The organism is Streptomyces aurantiaciflavus, from assembly GCF_049808595.1.
Classification (GTDB): Bacteria; Actinomycetota; Actinomycetes; order Streptomycetales; family Streptomycetaceae; genus Streptomyces.
Genome location: NZ_JBNCAQ010000001.1, coordinates 69,424 through 88,704, shown reverse-complemented (window position 1 = coordinate 88,704; position 19,281 = coordinate 69,424). Strand labels below are relative to the sequence as shown.

Below are 19,281 nucleotides of genomic sequence, written 5' to 3'. Positions count from 1 at the left end.
CGTTTCCCGAGTGTGACAGCCGCTGGCAGAGACGATCGATGGAGCTTTGAGGATCATGAGCGAGACGAACCCCGCTGCCGCCGAGGTGGCCGCGCCGCACCGCTACACGGCCGCCATGGCAGCCGAGATCGAGGCACGCTGGCAGGACGTCTGGGACGCCGACGGCACCTACGCGGCGCCGAACCCGAAGGGTGACCTGGCGGGAGACGCCGAGGTCGTGGCGCGGCCCAAGAAGTTCATCATGGACATGTTCCCGTACCCCTCCGGTGCGGGCCTGCACGTCGGCCACCCCCTGGGCTACATCGCCACCGACGTCTTCGCGCGCTTCCAGCGCATGACCGGCCACAACGTCCTGCACACCCTGGGCTTCGACGCCTTCGGCCTGCCCGCCGAGCAGTACGCCGTGCAGACCGGCACGCACCCGCGTGTCTCCACCGAGGCCAACATCGAGAACATGAAGGCCCAGCTGCGTCGGCTGGGCCTGGGCCACGACAAGCGCCGGTCCTTCGCCACGATCGACCCGGACTACTACAAGTGGACCCAGTGGATCTTCCTGCAGATCTTCAACTCCTGGTACGACGACGAGGCCAGGAAGGCCCGCCCGATCTCCGAGCTGATCGCGCAGTTCGAGTCCGGTGAGCGCCCCGTATCGGGCCACACGCGCGCGTGGAGCGAGCTGACCGCCGCCGAGCGCGCCGACGTCCTGGGCGAGTTCCGCCTGGCGTACGCCTCCGACGCGCCGGTCAACTGGTGCCCCGGCCTGGGCACCGTGCTGGCCAACGAGGAGGTCACCGCCGACGGCCGCTCCGAGCGCGGCAACTACCCGGTCTTCAAGGCCAAGCTGCGCCAGTGGAACATGCGCATCACCGCCTACGCCGACCGGCTGCTGGAGGACCTGGACGCGCTGGACTGGCCCGAGGCCATCAAGCTGCAGCAGCGCAACTGGATCGGCCGCTCCGAGGGCGCCCGCGTCGACTTCCCCGTGGACGGCGAGCGCATCACCGTCTTCACCACCCGCCCGGACACCCTGTTCGGCGCGACGTACATGGTGCTGGCGCCCGAGCACCCGCTGGTCGAGAAGTTCACCCCGGACGCCTGGCCCGAGGGCACCCACGAGGTGTGGACCGGCGGCCACGCGAGCCCGGCCGAGGCCGTCGCCGCGTACCGCGCGCAGGCCGCCTCCAAGTCCGACGTCGAGCGCCAGGCCGAGGCCAAGGACAAGACCGGCGTCTTCATCGGCGCGTACGCGACCAACCCGGTCAACGGCGAGCAGATCCCCGTCTTCATCGCCGACTACGTGCTGATGGGCTACGGCACCGGCGCGATCATGGCCGTGCCGGCGGGCGACCAGCGCGACTTCGAGTTCGCGCGCGCCTTCGAGCTGCCGATCCACTGCATCGTCGAGCCGACCGACGGCCGGGGTACGGACACCTCCACCTGGAAGGACGCCTTCGGGTCGTACGACGCGAAGATCATCAACTCGTCGAACGACGAGGTCTCCCTGGACGGCCTGGGCGTCGTCGAGGCCAAGGCGCGCATCACCGAGTGGCTGGAGTCCCGGGGCATCGGCGAGGGCACCGTCAACTTCCGCCTGCGTGACTGGCTGTTCAGCCGCCAGCGCTACTGGGGCGAGCCCTTCCCGATCGTCTACGACGAGGACGGCATCGCCCACGCGCTGCCCGAGTCGATGCTGCCGCTGGAGCTGCCGGAGGTCGAGGACTACTCGCCGCGCACCTTCGACCCGGACGACGCCGACACCCAGCCCGAGACGCCGCTGTCGCGCAACGAGGAATGGGTCAACGTCACCCTGGACCTGGGCGACGGGCCGAAGCGGTACCGCCGCGAGACCAACACCATGCCCAACTGGGCCGGTTCCTGCTGGTACGAGCTGCGCTACCTGGACCCGCACAACAGCGAGAAGCTGGTCGACCCGGAGATCGAGCAGTACTGGATGGGCCCGCGCGAAGGCCGGCCGCACGGCGGCGTCGACCTGTACGTCGGCGGCGCCGAGCACGCCGTGCTGCACCTGCTGTACGCGCGCTTCTGGTCCAAGGTCCTGTACGACCTGGGGCACGTCTCGTCCGCCGAGCCGTTCCACAAGCTGTTCAACCAGGGCATGATCCAGGCCTACGTCTACCGCGACAGCCGTGGCATCGCGGTGCCGGCCGCCGAGGTGGAGGAGCGCGACGGCGCCTACTACTACCAGGGCGAGAAGGTCAGCCGCCTGCTGGGCAAGATGGGCAAGTCCCTGAAGAACGCGGTCACGCCGGACGAGATCGCCGCCGAGTACGGCGCCGACACGCTGCGCCTGTACGAGATGGCGATGGGTCCGCTGGACGTGTCGCGGCCGTGGGACACGCGCGCGGTGGTGGGCCAGTTCCGCCTGCTGCAGCGGCTGTGGCGCAACGTCGTCGACGAGAACACCGGCGAGGTCACCGTCGTCGACGCCGAGCCGGACGAGGAGACGCTGCGGGCGCTGCACAAGGCGATCGACGGGGTCCGCGGGGACCTGGAGGGCATGCGGTTCAACACCGCCATCGCCAAGATCACCGAGCTGAACAACCACCTGACCAAGGCCGGCGGAGCGGTGCCGCGCTCCGTCGCCGAGTCCCTGGTGCTGCTGGTCGCGCCGCTGGCTCCGCACATCGCCGAGGAGCTGTGGCGCCGGCTGGGTCACACCGACTCGGTCGTCCACCACGACTTCCCGGTCGCCGACCCGGCGTACGTCGTGGACGAGACCGTGACCTGCGTCGTGCAGATCAAGGGCAAGGTCAAGGCGCGTCTGGAGGTGTCGCCGGCCATCTCCGACGAGGAGCTGGAGAAGGTCGCGCTGGCCGACGAGAACGTCGTCAACGCGCTGGGCGGTGCGGGCATCCGCAAGGTGATCGTGCGGGCGCCGAAGCTGGTGAACATCGTTCCGGCGTGACGCCGCGGGGCCGGCGCGCGGCGGCACATGAGGCCGTGAGCACGTCTCCGGGTGGTCCCCTACGGGCAGGTTCGGGGTTTCTCTGGAACTCCGGGCCTGCCCGTTGCGTTTACCGTTGAAAGAGCGGCGCGTGGTGTGCCGCGACCGGTTCCGGAGGAGGAGCTCGTGGAAGCAGTGATCGCAGTCGTCGCCCTGCTCTTCGTGCTGTTCCTGGCGCTCGGCGCCTACGCCACGGTGAAGGTGGTCGGCGCCGCCAAGCGCAGCGTGGACCGCACCATCACCAGCGCCCGTCGCACGGTCGAGGACCACACCCTGCGGGCCAAGTCCTTCGCCCAGCCGGGACCGGCCGGCGAGATCGCCCAGCTCCGCCTCAAGCTGCGCACCTCGATGCGGGCCACCCAGGACGCGCTGCACGCGGGCGTGGCCGACGACGAGTCCCTCAAGGAGTCCCTCGGCCTCTTCCAGCGCCTCAGCGCCCACGGACACGAGCTGGACGGCGAGCTCAAACGAATGGAGTCCGAGCCCGACCGGGCCACGCTCGCCGAGCGGCTGCCGTCGCTGCGGGAGCGCACCGAGCGCATCACGGCATCCGCGGACTCGCTGCGCTGGGCGGCCCGGGACCGGGCCCGCCGCTTCGCCGACGACGACCTGGACACCCTCAGCGCCCAGATCGACGTCGAGGCCGGCGCCCTGCGCCACTGGACCAGCTCGGCCCCCGAGCAGACACCGCCGCCGTGGCCCGAGGCGTCCGCCACCGACAGCGCGAGCGGACAGCAGACCTGGCCGGAGACGCCCGGCTCGCGCGCGGCGGAACAGCCGACACGGCCCGCCATCACCCCGCCGGGGCCGCGTCCCACCTACGCCTGGCAGAAGAAGCCCCGGCCCGAGAGCACCACCTGACGTCGTCACGGATGCGTGCCGGGGCAGGCCGCCCAGGAGGGGCCGGTCTGCCGTCCGGGCGCTACGCCAGGTAACCTCCAGCTCATGTCCCGCCATGTCGCTATCGTCACGGATTCAACGGCCTACCTGCCGCGGCGGACGATGGAGCGCCACGGCATCACCGCGGTGCCCCTGACCGTCGTCCTCGGCGACCAGGCACTCGACGAGGGCACAGAGATCTCGACCCGTTCTCTCGCGCAGGCACTGCAGAAGCGACGTTCCGTCACCACCTCGCGCCCCAGTCCCCAACTGTTCGCGGAGACCTATCGCAAGGTCGCCGAGTCCGGCGCCACCGGCATCGTCTCCCTCCATCTTTCCGCCGAGTTGTCCGGCACCTACGACGCGGCGGTCGTCGCGGCGCGTGAGGCACCGGTGCCGGTGCGGGTGGTGGACACCGGCATGGTCGCGATGGCGCTCGGCTTCTGCGCGCTGGCGGCGGCCGAGGCCGCGGAGACGGGCGGCACGGTGGACGAGGCGGTCACGGCCGCGGAGAAGCGGGCCTCCGGCACCTCCGCCTACTTCTACGTCGACACCCTCGACTATCTGCGCCGCGGAGGCCGGATCGGTGCCGCGCAGGCCCTGTTGGGCTCGGCGCTCGCGGTGAAGCCGCTGCTCCAGCTCGACGGGGGGCGCATCGAGCCTCTGGAGAAGGTGCGGACGGCGTCGAAGGCGATCGCCCGTCTGGAGGAGCTGGTCGCCGACCGGGCCGGCAGCGCGCCGGTCGACATCGCCGTCCATCATCTCGCCGCCCACGATCGGGCATCGGCGCTGGCGGAGCGGCTGCGGGCTCGGGTCCCGGGTCTTGGCGAGCTGCATGTGAGCGAGGTCGGTGCGGTGATCGGGGCGCATACCGGGCCTGGGCTGTTGGGGGCTGTGGTCTCCGCTCGGTGAGCGTGCGGGGCGCGGCGAGCGTGCGCGGCGTGGTGAGCGTGCGCGGCGTGGTGAGCGTCCGAGGTGCGGTAAGTCTCTGAGCCACTCTTGTGGGTGGCGCAGTTGTCCACAACCGGGTCGCCGTCCACGGAAATGGAGCAAGATCGTCGCGGTGTCGTGAAGTGGCCGATCCTCGTGGCATGGCACTTCGATCACGCTCACGTACGACGACCGCGACCAGTGGACCCGGGCGAGGACCTGGCTCCGACGGACGGATCCGACACCGACGGCCCCCTGCCCGGGGCCGGGTGAGGGACCGTCATGCCCCGGCGGAGGAACTGCGCCGGCGGGCGGAGGTGCTGTTCGGTGAACAGGGCGGAGAACGAAGGGAGTTGGGGATGGGACCGCCACCGACGGGTGGCGGTGCCGGTCACGAGGACGAGGCTGCGGACGTTGAGGCGGAGGAGCCGGGCGTCGCCATCGACGGTCCTCCGCCTTCCGAAGCCGGTGCACTCTCTGCCGCCGGGGATGGTGAGTCGTCTGCCGGGGTCGGTGGGCCGCCTGCCACCGGGGTGGACGTGGCCGGGGTTGTTCCTGGCGCGGGTGGCCGGTGGGAGCGGGCCGGGCTCGCACTGCGGGAGCGGATGCCGGTGTGGGTGCAGGCCCGCTGTGGGCTGGAGCGCAGGAGTGTGCTCGCTCTCGCCGTTCTCGTGGTCGCCGTCGCGGTCTTCGCCGTGCAGCACTTCTGGGCCGGGCGGGCCGAGTCCGTGCAGGCGCCGGAGGTGGTGCGGGCGGCGGCTCCGTACGGGGCGCAGGAGCGGGGCGGGTCGGCCGAGCCTGTCGCTCCGGCCGGAGCGACGGGAACCGCGGGCACGCCGGCTGCCGAGATCGTGGTGGACGTCAGCGGCAAGGTGCGCAAGCCCGGGATCCACAGGCTTCCCGCCGGTTCCAGGGTGGTCGACGCGCTGAGCGCGGCCGGCGGGGTGAAGCCGGGGACGAACACCGACGGCCTCAATCGTGCCCGGTTTCTCGTGGACGGAGAGCAGGTCGTCGTGGGCGGGCCGGTGGTCGGCGGTGCCGCAGGGGCGGGGGCGGCTCCGGTGGGTGGCGTTGTGGGAGGCGCGCCGGCGGCTCCCGTCTCCCTCAACACGGCCACGGTGGAGCAACTCGACACGCTTCCGGGCGTGGGGCCCGTGCTGGCGCAGCACATCGTCGACTACCGGACGCAGCACGGTGGTTTCCGTTCGGTGGACGAGTTGCGTGAGGTGAACGGCATCGGCGAGCGGCGCTTTGCCGATCTGCGGGAACTGGTGCGGCCATGAGGGGCGACGACGGCGCCTTGTCGGCGTACTCGGGGTCCGGTGGTGTGGGCGTGGACGGAGGTGGCGCCGGCGCGGAGGGAGGTGGTGCGGGCAGCCCCCGTGTGGGCTCGGGCGGGGGACGCGCGGGCGAGGTCGGTGCGGGTGGCCCGGGCCCTCGATCCCGGCGAACCGTGCACATCGCCTCGGGAAAGCGGCTGGGGAACGCGCACCCGCGCCAGGAAGGCCCGGTGGATCTCCGGCTCGTACCACCCGCGCTCGCAGCCTGGGCGACGGCGGCGCTGGCGCTGGACGCGTCGCCGGGGGTGGTGACCGGCGTCGTGCTCGTCTGCGCGCTGGCCGCTGGGCTCCTGCTGGGTGTGCGGTGGCGCGGGGGACGGGGTGAGCGGGCGTCGGGAGGGCGGGGTGCGGAGCCTTCGGACCGGCGGGGTGAGTGGCCGTCGGGAGAGCGGGGTGAGGGCGCTTCCGGTGGGCGGGGTGAGCGGGCGTCGGGACGACGGGGTGCGGAGCCTTCGGACCGGCGGGGTGAGTGGCCGTCGGGAGAGCGGGGTGAGGGCGCTTCCGGTGGGCGGGGTGAGCGGGCGTCGGGAGGGGGGAGGGCGGAACTTTCGGGACGGCGGGGCGAGGTGGCAGGTGCTCGGGGCGGGTGGCCGCGGGTGACCGTGGCCGCGGTGCTGCTCTGTGCCGCCGGGGCCGCCGCGTCGGCCGGGCTGCACGGGGCCGATCTGCGCCGAGGGCCGGTGCCGGAGCTGGCGCGGCAGTACGCCACCGTCACGGCCGAGCTGGAGATCACCTCCGATCCGCGGCTTGCCCGGCCGCGGGTGAGAGGGGACCGCATGACCCCGGACTCCGTGCTGATCGACGCGGAGGTGCGGGGTGTGGAGACGTCGGCCGGGACGGCGATGGCGACACGGACGCCGGTGTTGCTGGTCGTGGACGTCGGGGAGGGCTCGGGCGGTGGGGGACACCCGAGGTTGGCTCGCCGCCCGGCGCAGGGGTCGTGGCTCGGGCTGCTGCCGTCCACCCGGGTGCGGGTGACCGGGCGGCTGGCCCCCGCGCTGACGGGTGGTGACCGGATCGCGGCCGTGCTGCGGGTGCGGGACCCGGCGGGGCCGACGGTCGTGGGGCGGCCGTCGGCGGCCCAGCGGTTCGCGGGACGGTTGCGGGCGGGGCTGCGGGCGGCCACCGACGGACTGCCCCCGGACGCCCGGGCGCTGCTGCCGGGACTGGTCGTCGGGGACACCTCACGGATCACGCCCGAGCTGGACGAGGCCTTCAAGGAGACGGACCTCGCCCACACGCTGGCCGTGTCCGGCAGCAACCTCACGATCATGCTCGCCCTGCTGCTGGGACCGCCGGGTCTGGCCCAGCAGGTCGAGCGCCGGGGCCTGGCGCCCCGGCTGGGGATCCCCCTCCGGGCGACCGCGCTGCTCGGCGGAGCGCTCACGCTCGGGTTCGTCGTGGTGTGCCGGCCCGACCCGAGTGTGCTGCGGGCCGCGGCCTGCGGAGCCGTCGTGCTGCTCGCCCTCGCGACCGGCCGCCGCAGATCCCTGATCCCGGCGCTCGCGACGGCGGTCCTGCTGCTGGTGCTGTACGACCCGTGGCTGGCCCGGAGTTACGGGTTCCTGCTGTCCGTGCTCGCCACGGGAGCGCTGTTGACGCTGGCGCCGCGCTGGAGTGCCGCGCTGCGGCGGCGCCGGGTTCCGCCGCGGCTCGCGGAGGCGCTGGCGGCCGCGGGGGCCGCGCAGGCCCTGTGTGCGCCGGTCGTGGCGGTGCTGTCGGCGCGGGTGAGTCTGGTGGCGGTGCCGTGCAACCTCCTCGTGGAGTTCGCGGTGGCGCCGGCCACGGTGCTGGGGTTCGCGGCGCTGGCGACGGCACCGGTGGTGATGCCGGTGGCCGAGGCGTTGGCGTGGTGCGCGAGTTGGCCCGCCGGATGGATCGCGCGTGTGGCGCGGACCGGGGCGGCGCTGCCGGGTGCCGGGGTGGACTGGCCGGGCAGTTGGGGCGGAGCGCTGCTGCTCGCCCTCACCACGGCTGGGGTGGTGCTGCTCGGGCGGCGGGTGCTGAGGCACCCGTGGCTGTGCGCGATCTGTGCGGCGTTGCTGCTGCTCGTCGTGGTGCAACCGCCGCCGCTGACCCGGGTCGTCACGGGCTGGCCGCCGCCGGGCTGGCGGTTCGCGATGTGCGACGTGGGGCAGGGCGACGCGACGGTGCTCGCGGCGGGTGAGGGCACCGGCGTGGTGGTGGACGCCGGGCCTGACCCGGCGCTGGTCGACCGGTGTCTGCGCACGCTCGGCATCACCCGGGTCCCGCTCGTCGTGCTGACCCACTTCCACGCCGACCACGTGGCGGGACTGCCGGGGGTGCTGCGGGGACGGGCGGTGGGCGCGATCGAGACGACGGGGTTCGAGGAACCGGTGGACCAGGTGGACTTCGTGCGGAGGGAGGCGCAGGCCCGGCGGGTTCCGGTCGTGCGGGCCGTGGCGGGGGAGCGGCGGCGGCTCGGTGGGCTCGAGTGGGAGGTGCTGTGGCCGCCGGCCCGTCCGGTGCCCGAGCCGGAGGGGCCGAACGACGCGAGCGTGACGCTGCTGGTGCGGTCGGGCGGGCTGCGGATGCTGCTGCTCGGGGACCTCGAACCCCCGGCGCAGCAGGCGCTGTCGCGGTCGCCGGCGGCCGGGCTGCTGGGCGGGGTGGACGTGCTGAAGGTGGCTCACCACGGGTCGGCCTATCAGGACCCGGACCTCATACGCGTGGTGGCGCCTCGGCTGGCGCTGATCTCGTGCGGCGAGGACAACCCGTACGGGCATCCGGCGCCCAGTACGGTCGCGGCGTTGCGGGCCACGGGCGCGGTGGTGATGCGGACCGATGTGGACGGGGCATTGGCGGTCACCGGTACGGGCGCGGAGCTGCGGGTGGCGGGAGACTGAGGGCATGGACTCCGCACAGGTCGCCCCCTCACCGCTCGATGCCCGTCTGCTGGATGCCTATCTGCACCGGCTCGGGGCCGCGTATCCGGCGTGGCCCACGGTCGACGTCCTGCGGGAGCTGCATCTGCGGCACCTGCAGAACGTCCCCTTCGAGAATCTGTCGATCCACCTCGGTGAGGAGATCGTGCTGGAGGAGAAACGGCTGGTCGAGAAGGTGGTCGAGGCTCGGAGGGGAGGGTTCTGTTACGAGCTGAACGGGGCGTTCGGGGCGCTGCTCAGGACCCTGGGGTTCGATGTGACGCTGCTCGCGGGGCGGGTCTACGGAGAGAAGGGACGGCTCGGGATCCCGTACGACCATCTCGCGCTGCTGGTGCGGACGGTGGACGCGGGGGAGTGGCTGGCCGACGTCGGGTTCGGGGCGCACAGCCACTACCCGCTCCAGTGGGACCACCGGGGTGAACAGCAGGACCCCGGGGGCCTGTTCCGGATCGTGGAGGCAGGGCCGGACGCGGCCGGGGTGAAGGGCGGGGCGGGGCGGGTCACCGGGACGGGGCAGGGGGCTGGAGCGGCGGGACACGCCGACCTGGACGTTCTGCGGAACGGTGTCCGTGAGTACCGGCTGGAGGTGCGGCCCCGGGCGCTGGGCGACTTCCTGGCCGGGGCCTGGTGGCACCAGACCTCGCCGGAGTCCCACTTCACGAAGTCGCTGGTCTGTTCGCGGGTCACGGAGGACGGAGGGCGGATCACGCTCAGCGGGCGCCGGTTGAAGGTGACGGGCGCCGACGGGCGGAGTGAGGAACGGGAGTTGGCGGGGGACGAGGAGGTGCTGGCGGTGTATCGGGAGAGGTTCGGGATCGAGTTGGAGAGGGTGCCGGTGGTGCGCGGGGTCGAGACGGCGTAGGGGCGGGCCGGGGTCGGGTTCGGAGGGGAGTGCCGGAAAATGGCCGCGTGAGCGATGTGAGACATGTACTGGTGCTGCCCGACCGTGACGCTGCGGAGGAGGTCGTCGAGGCGCTCGGGGAGCGGTTCGGGGTGCGGGAGGAGCCGCAGGTCGTCCGGGACGCCTTGGCCGGGGAGGACGATGCGGAGGACGCGCAGTGGCTGGTGGTGCTGCGGGACGAGGAGGGGCGGCTTGATCCCGGGGAGTTGGACGCGTTTGCCGGGGAGTGGGATGGGTGGCGGGAGGAGCCGTAGGGCTGCCGCGGGGAGTGCTTGAAGGCCGGGCTTGGTTGTGCGCGGTCCTGCGCTGGTGCCGACGGGTGGGTCGCGCGGCCCGGCGTTGGCGGGGTGCCGCCGCGCCCACCCGTGCCGCCCCAGCGGCACGATTGCCCGCAGCGGCGGGCGGCGGGCGGCGGTGCGTCGGGCAGGGTGGGGTAGGTGTCGGCCTCGGTGGCGGGCGGCGTCTGCGGTTGTGGGCGGCGGTAGGTCAGCTTCGTTGTCAGTGGGCCGTGCCATGCTTGGGGCGATGGCCAGGAAGACTGCGAATGACGACCCTCTTGCCGCGGTGACGCTTGCCGTGGGGCAGGAGGACCTTCTGCTCGACCGTGCCGTGCAGGAGGTGGTGGCTGCCGCGAGGGCCGCCGACGCCGACACGGACGTACGTGACCTGACCCCGGAGCAGCTGCAGCCCGGCACGCTCGCCGAGTTGACCAGCCCCTCGCTCTTCGCGGAGCGCAAGGTCGTGGTCGTACGCAATGCGCAGGATCTGTCGGCCGACACGATCAAGGATGTGAAGGCGTATCTCTCGGCGCCCGCCGAGGAGATCACGCTCGTGCTGCTGCACGCGGGCGGGGCCAAGGGCAAGGGGCTGCTGGATGCCGCGCGCAAGGCAGGGGCGCGGGAGGTGGCCTGTCCGAAGATGACCAAGCCGGCGGACCGGCTGGCCTTCGTGAGACAGGAGTTCCGGGCGACCGGGCGGTCCGCCACACCCGAGGCCTGTCAGGCGCTCGTCGATGCCATCGGCAGTGATCTGCGGGAGTTGGCCTCCGCTGTGTCCCAGCTCGTCGCCGACGTCGAGGGCACCATCGACGAGGCCGTCGTCGGGCGGTACTACACGGGACGGGCCGAGGCGTCGAGCTTCACCGTGGCCGACCGGGCCGTGGAGGGGCGGACCGCCGAGGCGCTGGAGGCGCTGCGGTGGTCGTTGGCCACCGGCGTCGCGCCCGTGATGATCACCAGCGCGCTCGCCCAGGGCGTACGGGCGATCGGCAAGCTGTCCTCCGCGCGCGGGGGCCGGCCGGCCGATCTCGCGCGGGAGCTCGGCATGCCGCCGTGGAAGATCGACCGGGTGCGCCAGCAGATGCGGGGGTGGACACCGGACGGGGTGGCCGTCGCCCTGCGGGCCGTGGCCGAGGCCGACGCTGGGGTGAAGGGCGGCGGGGACGATCCGGAGTACGCCTTGGAGAAGGCCGTGGTGGCCATCGCGCGGGCGGCTCGGTCGAGGGGACGGTAGGTCGGTAGGACGGCGGTCACCGAAGGCGGCCCCCAGGGTTGCCGCCATGGGGACGGCGGTCACCGAAGGTGCCCCCTCAGGGTTGCCGCCATGGGGACGGCGGTCACCGAAGGTGCCCCCTCAGGGTTGCCGCCATGGGGACGGCGGTCACCGAAGGTGCCCCCTCAGGGTTGCCGCCATGGGGACGGCGGTCACCGAAGGCGGCCCCTCAGGGTTGCCACCGCGGGGACCGTCGCCCCAGGCCGCCACTCGACGGTCGCCATCCCAGCGCTGCCGTCCCAGTCAGGGCCACCACTCCGAGGCCGCCACTCCGGGCCACCACTCCGAGGTCGCCATCCGGCGGTTGGTCCCCGCGGCCCTCACGGCCCTCCCCAGAGCCGCTCCCGGGCTGCCCCGCGGCCCTCTCCGGAGCCGCCCCCCGGGGCCCCCGGGGCCGCCCCCACGGCCGCCAACTCAGGTGATCCAGTGGCCTTTCCCTCCCCGCGGAGGAGAATCGTGCGTATCAGCCGTCCGTCGCCGGACTGGGAAAGGTGGCGATCGCCATGGCTGAACACCCGCACACCATGCTCGTCCGCAAGGGCTACGAAGCCTTCCAGCGCGGGGACATGGACGCCCTGCGCGGAATGATGACCGGGGACTGTACCCACCACGTGCCTGGCTCCCACCCGCTGTCGGGGGACTTCAAGGGGCTCGACTCGATCATCAACGACTACTACGCCCGGCTCTCCTCGGAGACCGACGGGTCGTTCCGGGTGGAGCTGCTCAATGTGTTCGTCGACGGCCGTGGGCATGCCCTTTCCGTGCACCGCCTCACCGCCGACCGGGGCAGCAAGCACCTCGACGAAAAGGGAGGCATCGTCTTCCGGATCGTCGGAGACAAGTTCAGCGATCTTGACGAGTGCCTCGAGAACATCGACAAGAGCAACGAATTCTGGTCGTGACCCTCGCGCGCCCACCGCCTGGGCCGCCGCGTGCCCACCGCCTGCGCCGCCGCCTGCCCACCGCCTGGGCCGCCGCGTGCCCCCCGCCCAAGCCGCACAGGGCACGCCGAAGGCCCCGGCGCCCGCCCTGGGGAAGGGCTCGGCGCCGGGGCCTTCGGTTCAAGCGTTTGAGCTCATACCCGCGTGGCGAACGCAGGCCGCGTATGAGCTCGTGGGGCCGGTCGGGAGCGGATGAGAGAGGGCCCGCCCTGGGTCCTTCCGGCGCGTCGGATCCCGGGGGATCCGGTCAGATCAAAAAGGGGTTCAGCCCTTGAGGGACGCGACCTTGGAAGCAAGCGCCGACTTCTTGTTGGCGGCCTGGTTCTTGTGGATGACACCCTTGGAGACGGCCTTGTCGAGCTGACGCGCGGCAGCGCGCTGCAGCTCGGTGGCCTTCTCGACGTCACCCGCGGCGGCGGCCTCACGGGCCTTGCGGATCGCGGTCTTCAGGGAGGACTTGACGGCCTTGTTGCGCAGTCGAGCCTTCTCGTTGGTCTTGATCCGCTTGATCTGGGACTTGATGTTCGCCACGAAAGAGCCTTTTCAGGTTCAGGCACGGGGCCAGGAGTGCTCCGGGCATGGAGGTTCCGGATCCCGTACCAGGTGATTTCTTGAAGACGTGCCTCGCGCTGAGAGGGCATGAGACACAGCCACCCAGGCTACCAGTGGCCCGGTCAGTGGCCCAAACCGGTCCTCGGTCGCCGCCCGTGGGACCATGGAACCTACGTATCGATCCGACCCGAGCCGCTGCCTCTGCGGATACCTCAAGAATCAGGACCCTGCGTGCCCGCGACCCCTAACAATGTGCCCGAGCCGAGCCGTACCGACCCGGCTCTGATCCGCAATTTCTGCATCATCGCGCACATCGACCACGGCAAGTCCACGCTCGCCGACCGGATGCTCCAGCTGACCGGTGTGGTCGAGCAGCGGCAGATGCGTGCTCAGTACCTCGACCGCATGGACATCGAGCGTGAGCGCGGTATCACGATCAAGTCCCAGGCGGTGCGTCTGCCGTGGGCTCCGACCCAGGATCCCGGCAACACGCACATCCTCAACATGATCGACACCCCCGGGCACGTCGACTTCACCTACGAGGTCTCGCGGTCGCTGGCCGCCTGCGAGGGGACCATCCTCCTCGTCGACGCCGCCCAGGGCATCGAGGCCCAGACCCTCGCCAACCTCTACCTGGCGATGGAGAACGACCTCACGATCATCCCGGTGCTGAACAAGATCGACCTGCCGGCCGCGCAGCCGGAGAAGTTCGCCGAGGAACTGGCGAACCTCGTCGGGTGCGAGCCGGACGACGTGCTGCGGGTCTCCGCCAAGACCGGCGTCGGCGTCGACGCGCTGCTGGACAAGGTCGTGCGGGAGATCCCCGCGCCGGTCGGCGTCAAGGACGCGCCCGCGCGCGCCATGATCTTCGACTCCGTGTACGACTCCTACCGGGGTGTGGTCACGTACGTCCGTGTCATCGACGGGCAGCTCAACAAGCGTGAGCGCATCAAGATGATGTCCACGGGCGCCACCCACGAGCTGCTGGAGATCGGCACCAACTCGCCCGAGATGCTGTCGGCCGACGGCCTCGGTGTCGGTGAGGTGGGTTACCTCATCACCGGTGTGAAGGACGTCCGTCAGTCCAAGGTCGGTGACACCGTCACCAGCCAGGCGAAGGGCGCCACGGAGGCGCTCGGCGGCTACAAGGACCCGAAGCCGATGGTCTTCTCCGGTCTGTATCCGCTGGACGGCTCCGACTACCCGGAGCTGCGCGAGGCCCTGGACAAGCTCCAGCTCAACGACGCGGCGCTCGTCTATGAACCGGAGACCTCCGCCGCCCTCGGGTTCGGCTTCCGCGTCGGCTTCCTCGGCCTGCTCCACCTGGACGTGATCCGGGAGCGGCTGGAGCGCGAGTTCGGCCTCGACCTGATCGCCACCGCGCCCAACGTGGTCTACCGGGTCGTCATGGAGGACCGCAGCGAGCACGTCGTCACCAACCCGAGCGAGTTCCCCGAGGGGAAGATCAGCGAGGTGTACGAGCCGGTCGTGCGGGCCACCATCCTGGCGCCGACCGAGTTCATCGGCTCGATCATGGAGCTGTGCCAGACCCGGCGCGGCACCCTGCTCGGCATGGACTACCTCTCCGAGGACCGGGTCGAGATCCGCTACACCCTCCCGCTCGCCGAGATCGTCTTCGACTTCTTCGACCAGCTGAAGTCGAAGACGCGTGGTTACGCGTCGCTGGACTACGAGCCCACCGGTGAGCAGACCTCCAGCCTGGTCAAGGTCGACATCCTGCTGCACGGCGACAAGGTCGACGCCTTCTCGGCGATCACCCACAAGGACGCCGCGTACGCGTACGGGGTGCGGCTCGTCGCCAAGCTGCGCGAGCTGATCCCGCGGCAGGCCTTCGAGGTGCCCATCCAGGCCGCCATCGGCTCGCGGGTCATCGCCCGCGAGACCATCCGCGCCATCCGCAAGGACGTCCTCGCCAAGTGCTACGGCGGCGACATCTCCCGTAAGCGCAAGCTGCTGGAGAAGCAGAAGGAAGGCAAGAAGCGGATGAAGATGGTGGGTTCCGTGGAGGTTCCGCAGGAGGCCTTCATCGCCGTGCTGAGCAGCGACGAGAGCGGAAGCTCGGCCAAGAGCAAGAAGTAACCGGGATCCCGCCGGTGCACGGGCCCGTCGCGCTGTTGCGCGGCGGGCCCGATGCCTGTGGTCTGTAGAAAGTGACAGTACGTGACCCCTTACGTGCCGGGCGGTCGCCCTCTACTCTGTCCCTGCTCGATAGTTACTCGCGAGTTAAACAACAGCCGCACTGAGCCAGCCGCATCGTCGCGGGCCCCGGAGGATGTCGTGAGCGACACACAGACACTGATCGAGAACCGTCCGCCGTCCGTCGCGGGCCTCTTCCTTGAGCGCGTGTCGGCCACGCCGGACGCGGAGGCGTACCGCTACCCCGTGCCGCCCGCGTCCGGCCAGGGTCCGGATGACTGGAAGTCGCTGAGCTGGGCGCAGACCGCCGACCGGGTCTACGCCATCGCGGCCGGTCTGATCGAGCTGGGCGTCCAGCCCGAGCAGCGCGTGGCGCTCGCCTCCGCCACCCGGATCGAGTGGGTCCTCGCCGACCTCGGCATCGTGTGCGCCGGCGCGGCGACGACGACGGTGTACCCGCAGACCAACGCCGACGAATCGGCGTACATCCTGTCCGACTCGGAGAGCCGGGTGCTGATCGCGGAGGACGCGGCCCAGCTGGCCAAGGCGGTGGAGAAGCGGGCCGAGCTGCCCGACCTCACCCACGTGGTCGTGATCGACCCGTCCGGCGTGGAGACCGCCGACTGGATCCTCACCCTCGACGAGCTGGAGAAGCGCGGCGCGGCCCGGCTGGAGAAGGAGCCGCAGCTGATCAAGGAGCGGGTCGGCGCCATCACCAAGGACCAGCTCGCCACCCTCATCTACACCTCCGGCACCACCGGCCGCCCCAAGGGCGTGCGCCTCCCGCACGACAACTGGTCGTACATGGCGAAGGCGATCGCCGCGACCGGACTGATCAGCGCGGAGGACGTGCAGTATCTGTGGCTGCCGCTCGCGCACGTCTTCGGCAAGGTGCTGACCTCCGGGCAGATCGAGGTCGGGCACGTCACCGCCGTCGACGGCCGCGTCGACAAGATCATCGAGAACCTTCCGGTCGTCCAGCCGACGTACATGGCGGCCGTGCCGCGCATCTTCGAGAAGGTCTACAACGGCATCGCGAACAAGGCGCGTGCGGGCAGCCCGGCCAAGTACAAGATCTTCCGGTGGGCCGCCGAGGTCGCCCGCGAGTACGCCAAGGTCAGCCAGGACAACTTCCGCCGCACCGGCACCGCGAGCGCCCCCTTCGGCCTGTCCGCCAAGCACAAGGTCGCCGACGCGCTGGTGTACGCCAAGATCCGCGAGGCGTTCGGCGGCAAGCTGCGTGCCTGTGTCTCCGGCTCCGTCGCCCTCGCCCCGGAGATCGGCTTCTTCTTCTCCGGCGCCGGCATCCACATCCTGGAGGGCTACGGCCTCACGGAGTCCTCCGCGGCCTCCTTCGTCAACCCCGGTGAGGCCTACCGCACCGGCACGGTCGGCAAGCCGCTGCCCGGCACGGAGGTGCGCATCGCCGAGGACGGCGAGATCCTGCTGCGCGGGCCCGGCATCATGGAGGGCTACCACAAGCTGCCCGAGAAGACCGCTGAGGTGCTGGAGCCGGACGGCTGGTTCCACACCGGGGACATCGGCGAGCTGTCCGCCGACGGGTATCTGCGGATCACCGACCGCAAGAAGGACCTCTTCAAGACCTCCGGCGGCAAGTACGTCGCCCCCACCGAGGTCGAGGGACAGTTCAAGTCCGTGTGCCCGTACGTCTCCAACATCCTCGTGCACGGCGCCGACCGGAACTACTGCACGGCGCTGATCGCCCTCGACGAGGTGTCCATCCTGGGGTGGGCCGAGGAGAACGGGCTGGGCGGCAAGTCGTACGCGGAGGTGGTCGCCGCCCCGGAGACCGTCGCCCTCATCGAGGGGTACGTGGAGGAGCTCAACTCCGGCCTTCAGCGGTGGCAGACGATCAAGAAGTTCCGGTTGCTTCCCCGGGACCTGGATGTGGAGCACGGGGAGATCACACCGAGTCTGAAGCTGAAGCGGCCGGTGGTGGAGCGGGAGTACCAGCACCTGCTGGAGGAGATGTACGAGGGGACCCGCGAGAAGTAGAGGCGCTCGGGGCGCGGGCGGCCGCGGCGTCGTCGTGGTCGCTCGCTCCCGGGACGTGCTTCGTCTGGTCGAGGCGTTTGACGTCGGCGGCTGTCTCGAAGCCGTCCATGCCCGGCATGCGGATGTCGAGGAGGACGAGGGCGACGCGACGGCGCAGGAGGACCTTCAGGGCCTCCTCGCCCGAACGCGCCCGTACGAGCGGCTGGTCGAGGGAGGCCAGGACGGACTCCAGGGCGATCAGGTTGTCCTCCATGTCGTCGACCAGGAGGATCGCGGCGCGCTCGTCGGACATGGCATCAGCCCTCATGACGACTGCTCCTCGCCCTCCGCACCCTCCGGGTCCAGCAGCGCGCACACCACTGTCAGCAGCCGGTCCACGTCCACCGGCTTGGGCACGTAGTCGTTGGCGCCGCGGGCGATGGACTTCTCGCGGTCGCCGGGCATCGCCTTGGCGGTGAGGGCGACGATGGGCAGGCCCGCCCAGCGCGGGGTGCGGCGGATCGCGGTGATGGTCTCGTAGCCGTCCATCTCCGGCATCATGATGTCCATCAGGACGAGTTCGACGTCCGGGTTGCGTTCGAGGGTCTCGATGCCCTCCCTGCCGTTCTCCGCGTACAGCACCGGCATGCCGACGCGGCCCAGGACATGGGTCAGGGCGAAGACGTTGCGGATGTCGTCGTCGACGATCAGGACCCGGCGTCCGGGCAGCACCTGACCGGCGCGGCCCGCCTGCCACGCCTCCAGCTTGGTCGGGGTCGGCCACGCGTCGTCGTTGTCGTGTCCGGCCGGAAGGGGTTCGGCCGGCGGTGCCGAAGGAGGTCGCGGTTCCTCGGCGGCGGCTCCGTGGCCGGGGCTGACGACCGGGACGTACAGGGTGAAGGTGGAGCCCTTGCCCGGTTCGCTCTCCGCGACGATACGGCCGCCCAGCAGGCCCGCGATCTCGCGGCTGATGGACAGACCGAGCCCGGTGCCGCCGTACTTGCGGTTCGTCGTGCCGTCGGCCTGCTGGAACGCCTCGAAGATCACCGGGAGTTTTTGGGGGGCGATGCCGATGCCGGTGTCGGACACCGCGAACGCGATCACCTCGTCGCTGCCCTGGACTCCCCCACTCTCGGCTTCGCTCGAGCGGGGGGACCCCCATCGGTGCTCGGGGTCCCGCACACGGTGCACGCGCAGCTCCACCCGGCCGCTCGCGGTGAACTTGATCGCGTTGGAGAGCAGGTTGCGCAGAATCTGCTGGAGGCGTTGCTCGTCCGAGTACATCTCGCGCGGTACGTCCTCCCCGACCGCCACCTCGAAGGCGAGCCCCCGGTCCAGGGTGAGCGGGCGGAAGGTCGCGTGGACGTAGTCGAGCAGTTTGATCAGCGGCAGGCGTTTGGGGCGTACGTCCATCCGGCCCGCCTCGATCTTCGACAGGTCCAGGATGTCGTTGATCAGCTGGAGGAGGTCCGAGCCCGAGCGGTGGATCGTCGTCGCGAACTGCACTTCCTGGTCGGAGAGATGGCCGTCGGGGTATGAAGGCGAGGCCCTTGGCGGGGACCGTGCTGCGGACCGCCGGGTCCTCCTCCGGGTCGGCCAGGTAGAAGGCGCCGTACTGCGCGTTCACCAGCGGGGTCAGCTCCCGCAGGATGAGGTCGGCGACCTCCATCAGATCCCGGTGACCCTGCATCAGCGCGGCGAGGCGGGCCAGGTTGGACTCCAGCCAGTCCTTGGCGCGGGTCGTCTCGCGCAGGTTGGCCACCACCCGCGAGGTCCAGCCGCCCTGGCCCGGGCTCGCCGAGAGACGCTCGTCGAGGCGGCCGTAGCGGACCAGTTCGCGTTTCACACGGCGGACCTCGGTGTTGAAGTGGAGGCTGCGGTCGAGGATCTGGTTGAAGACCGCGGTCAGTTCGGCCACGAGCCCCTCGCCCGTCTCCGGCAGTTTCGTGAAGTCGCCGTCGCGGGCCGAGGTCATCGCGGCGAGCAGCGGGCGGAGCTCGGACTCCCGGATCCTCGTCGCGAACCGTCCGTCCGCCCAAACCCCGGTTTCGTCCCGTCCGTCTGTTCGGATTCCGGCCTCAGTCTGTCCGTCTGCTCGGATCCCGGTCTCAATCCGTCCGTCTTCGAGCACATGCGGAGCACTGTTCTCACTCATGACGGCCCA

Annotated in this window: 12 protein-coding genes and 2 pseudogenes; 11 read left to right on the top strand and 3 right to left on the bottom strand. The window is 71.2% G+C overall.

All coding sequences use genetic code 11. The annotated features are described in order from the left end of the window. Positions 1-55: 55 nt before the first annotated feature. The 9 genes from leuS to ACPT94_RS00300 all read left to right on the top strand — a co-directional run bounded on the left by leuS (position 56) and on the right by ACPT94_RS00300 (position 12,374). On the top strand, positions 56-2,926 hold the full coding sequence (gene leuS / locus ACPT94_RS00340) for a leucine--tRNA ligase (protein ID WP_425244768.1): 2,871 nt from the start codon (positions 56-58) through the stop codon (positions 2,924-2,926). 165 nt (positions 2,927-3,091) lie between these two features. Beyond that, the gene (locus ACPT94_RS00335; protein ID WP_360340916.1) at positions 3,092-3,826 is read left to right on the top strand and encodes a hypothetical protein; all 735 of its coding nucleotides are present in this window, start codon (positions 3,092-3,094) and stop codon (positions 3,824-3,826) included. Positions 3,827-3,910: 84 nt separating this feature from the next. Further along, positions 3,911-4,756 carry a DegV family protein gene (locus tag ACPT94_RS00330; protein WP_360340918.1) on the top strand — a complete coding sequence of 282 codons (846 nt, stop codon included), beginning with the start codon at positions 3,911-3,913 and terminating at the stop codon, positions 4,754-4,756. Between the two features lie 179 nt (positions 4,757-4,935). After that, on the top strand, positions 4,936-6,057 hold the full coding sequence (locus ACPT94_RS00325; RefSeq protein ID WP_360340921.1) for a ComEA family DNA-binding protein: 1,122 nt from the start codon (positions 4,936-4,938) through the stop codon (positions 6,055-6,057). A 170-nt stretch (positions 6,058-6,227) separates the two neighbouring features. Continuing rightward, positions 6,228-8,981 (top strand): ComEC/Rec2 family competence protein, encoded by a 2,754-nt coding sequence (locus ACPT94_RS00320; protein WP_360340924.1) that lies wholly within the window; start codon positions 6,228-6,230, stop codon positions 8,979-8,981. 4 nt (positions 8,982-8,985) lie between these two features. Further along, positions 8,986-9,882, top strand: coding sequence for an arylamine N-acetyltransferase family protein (locus ACPT94_RS00315; protein WP_360340927.1), 897 nt, complete (start codon positions 8,986-8,988; stop codon positions 9,880-9,882). 47 nt (positions 9,883-9,929) lie between these two features. After that, positions 9,930-10,175 (top strand): hypothetical protein, encoded by a 246-nt coding sequence (locus tag ACPT94_RS00310; protein WP_360340930.1) that lies wholly within the window; start codon positions 9,930-9,932, stop codon positions 10,173-10,175. A 271-nt stretch (positions 10,176-10,446) separates the two neighbouring features. Then, positions 10,447-11,433, top strand: a complete 987-nt coding sequence (holA, locus tag ACPT94_RS00305; protein ID WP_360340933.1) for a DNA polymerase III subunit delta — start codon at positions 10,447-10,449, stop codon at positions 11,431-11,433. A gap of 542 nt (positions 11,434-11,975) precedes the next feature. After that, positions 11,976-12,374, top strand: coding sequence for a nuclear transport factor 2 family protein (locus ACPT94_RS00300; protein WP_360340936.1), 399 nt, complete (start codon positions 11,976-11,978; stop codon positions 12,372-12,374). A gap of 303 nt (positions 12,375-12,677) precedes the next feature. Here the strand turns inward: ACPT94_RS00300 and rpsT are convergent, their stop codons facing one another. Then, positions 12,678-12,944, bottom strand: coding sequence for a 30S ribosomal protein S20 (gene rpsT / locus ACPT94_RS00295; RefSeq protein ID WP_360340939.1), 267 nt, complete (start codon positions 12,942-12,944; stop codon positions 12,678-12,680). Positions 12,945-13,196: 252 nt separating this feature from the next. On the opposite strand from rpsT, the gene lepA reads away from it, so the two are divergent. Beyond that, the gene (lepA, locus tag ACPT94_RS00290) at positions 13,197-15,065 is read left to right on the top strand and encodes a translation elongation factor 4 (protein ID WP_360340942.1); all 1,869 of its coding nucleotides are present in this window, start codon (positions 13,197-13,199) and stop codon (positions 15,063-15,065) included. Positions 15,066-15,263: 198 nt separating this feature from the next. Beyond that, positions 15,264-17,138: an AMP-dependent synthetase/ligase gene (locus tag ACPT94_RS00285; RefSeq protein WP_360340945.1), complete on the top strand. Its 1,875-nt coding sequence runs from the start codon at positions 15,264-15,266 to the stop codon at positions 17,136-17,138. A 13-nt stretch (positions 17,139-17,151) separates the two neighbouring features. Here the strand turns inward: ACPT94_RS00285 and ACPT94_RS00280 are convergent. Beyond that, a pseudogene (locus ACPT94_RS00280) lies at positions 17,152-17,445 on the bottom strand (response regulator); the annotation flags it as partial. Then, positions 17,442-19,119, bottom strand: a pseudogene (locus tag ACPT94_RS00275) (ATP-binding protein); the annotation flags it as partial. The pseudogenes ACPT94_RS00280 and ACPT94_RS00275, both read right to left, overlap by 4 nt. Positions 19,120-19,281 lie beyond the last annotated feature (162 nt).

What these genes read in the sequence shown, in the direction of transcription:
- ACPT94_RS00315 (WP_360340927.1), top strand. Translation starts at nt 8,986, where the DNA reads ATGGACTCCGCACAGGTCGCCCCCTCACCGCTCGATGCCCGTCTGCTG.
- holA (WP_360340933.1), top strand. Translation starts at nt 10,447, where the DNA reads ATGGCCAGGAAGACTGCGAATGACGACCCTCTTGCCGCGGTGACGCTT.
- leuS (WP_425244768.1), top strand. Translation starts at nt 56, where the DNA reads ATGAGCGAGACGAACCCCGCTGCCGCCGAGGTGGCCGCGCCGCACCGC.
- ACPT94_RS00325 (WP_360340921.1), top strand. Translation starts at nt 4,936, where the DNA reads ATGGCACTTCGATCACGCTCACGTACGACGACCGCGACCAGTGGACCC.
- ACPT94_RS00300 (WP_360340936.1), top strand. Translation starts at nt 11,976, where the DNA reads ATGGCTGAACACCCGCACACCATGCTCGTCCGCAAGGGCTACGAAGCC.
- ACPT94_RS00330 (WP_360340918.1), top strand. Translation starts at nt 3,911, where the DNA reads ATGTCCCGCCATGTCGCTATCGTCACGGATTCAACGGCCTACCTGCCG.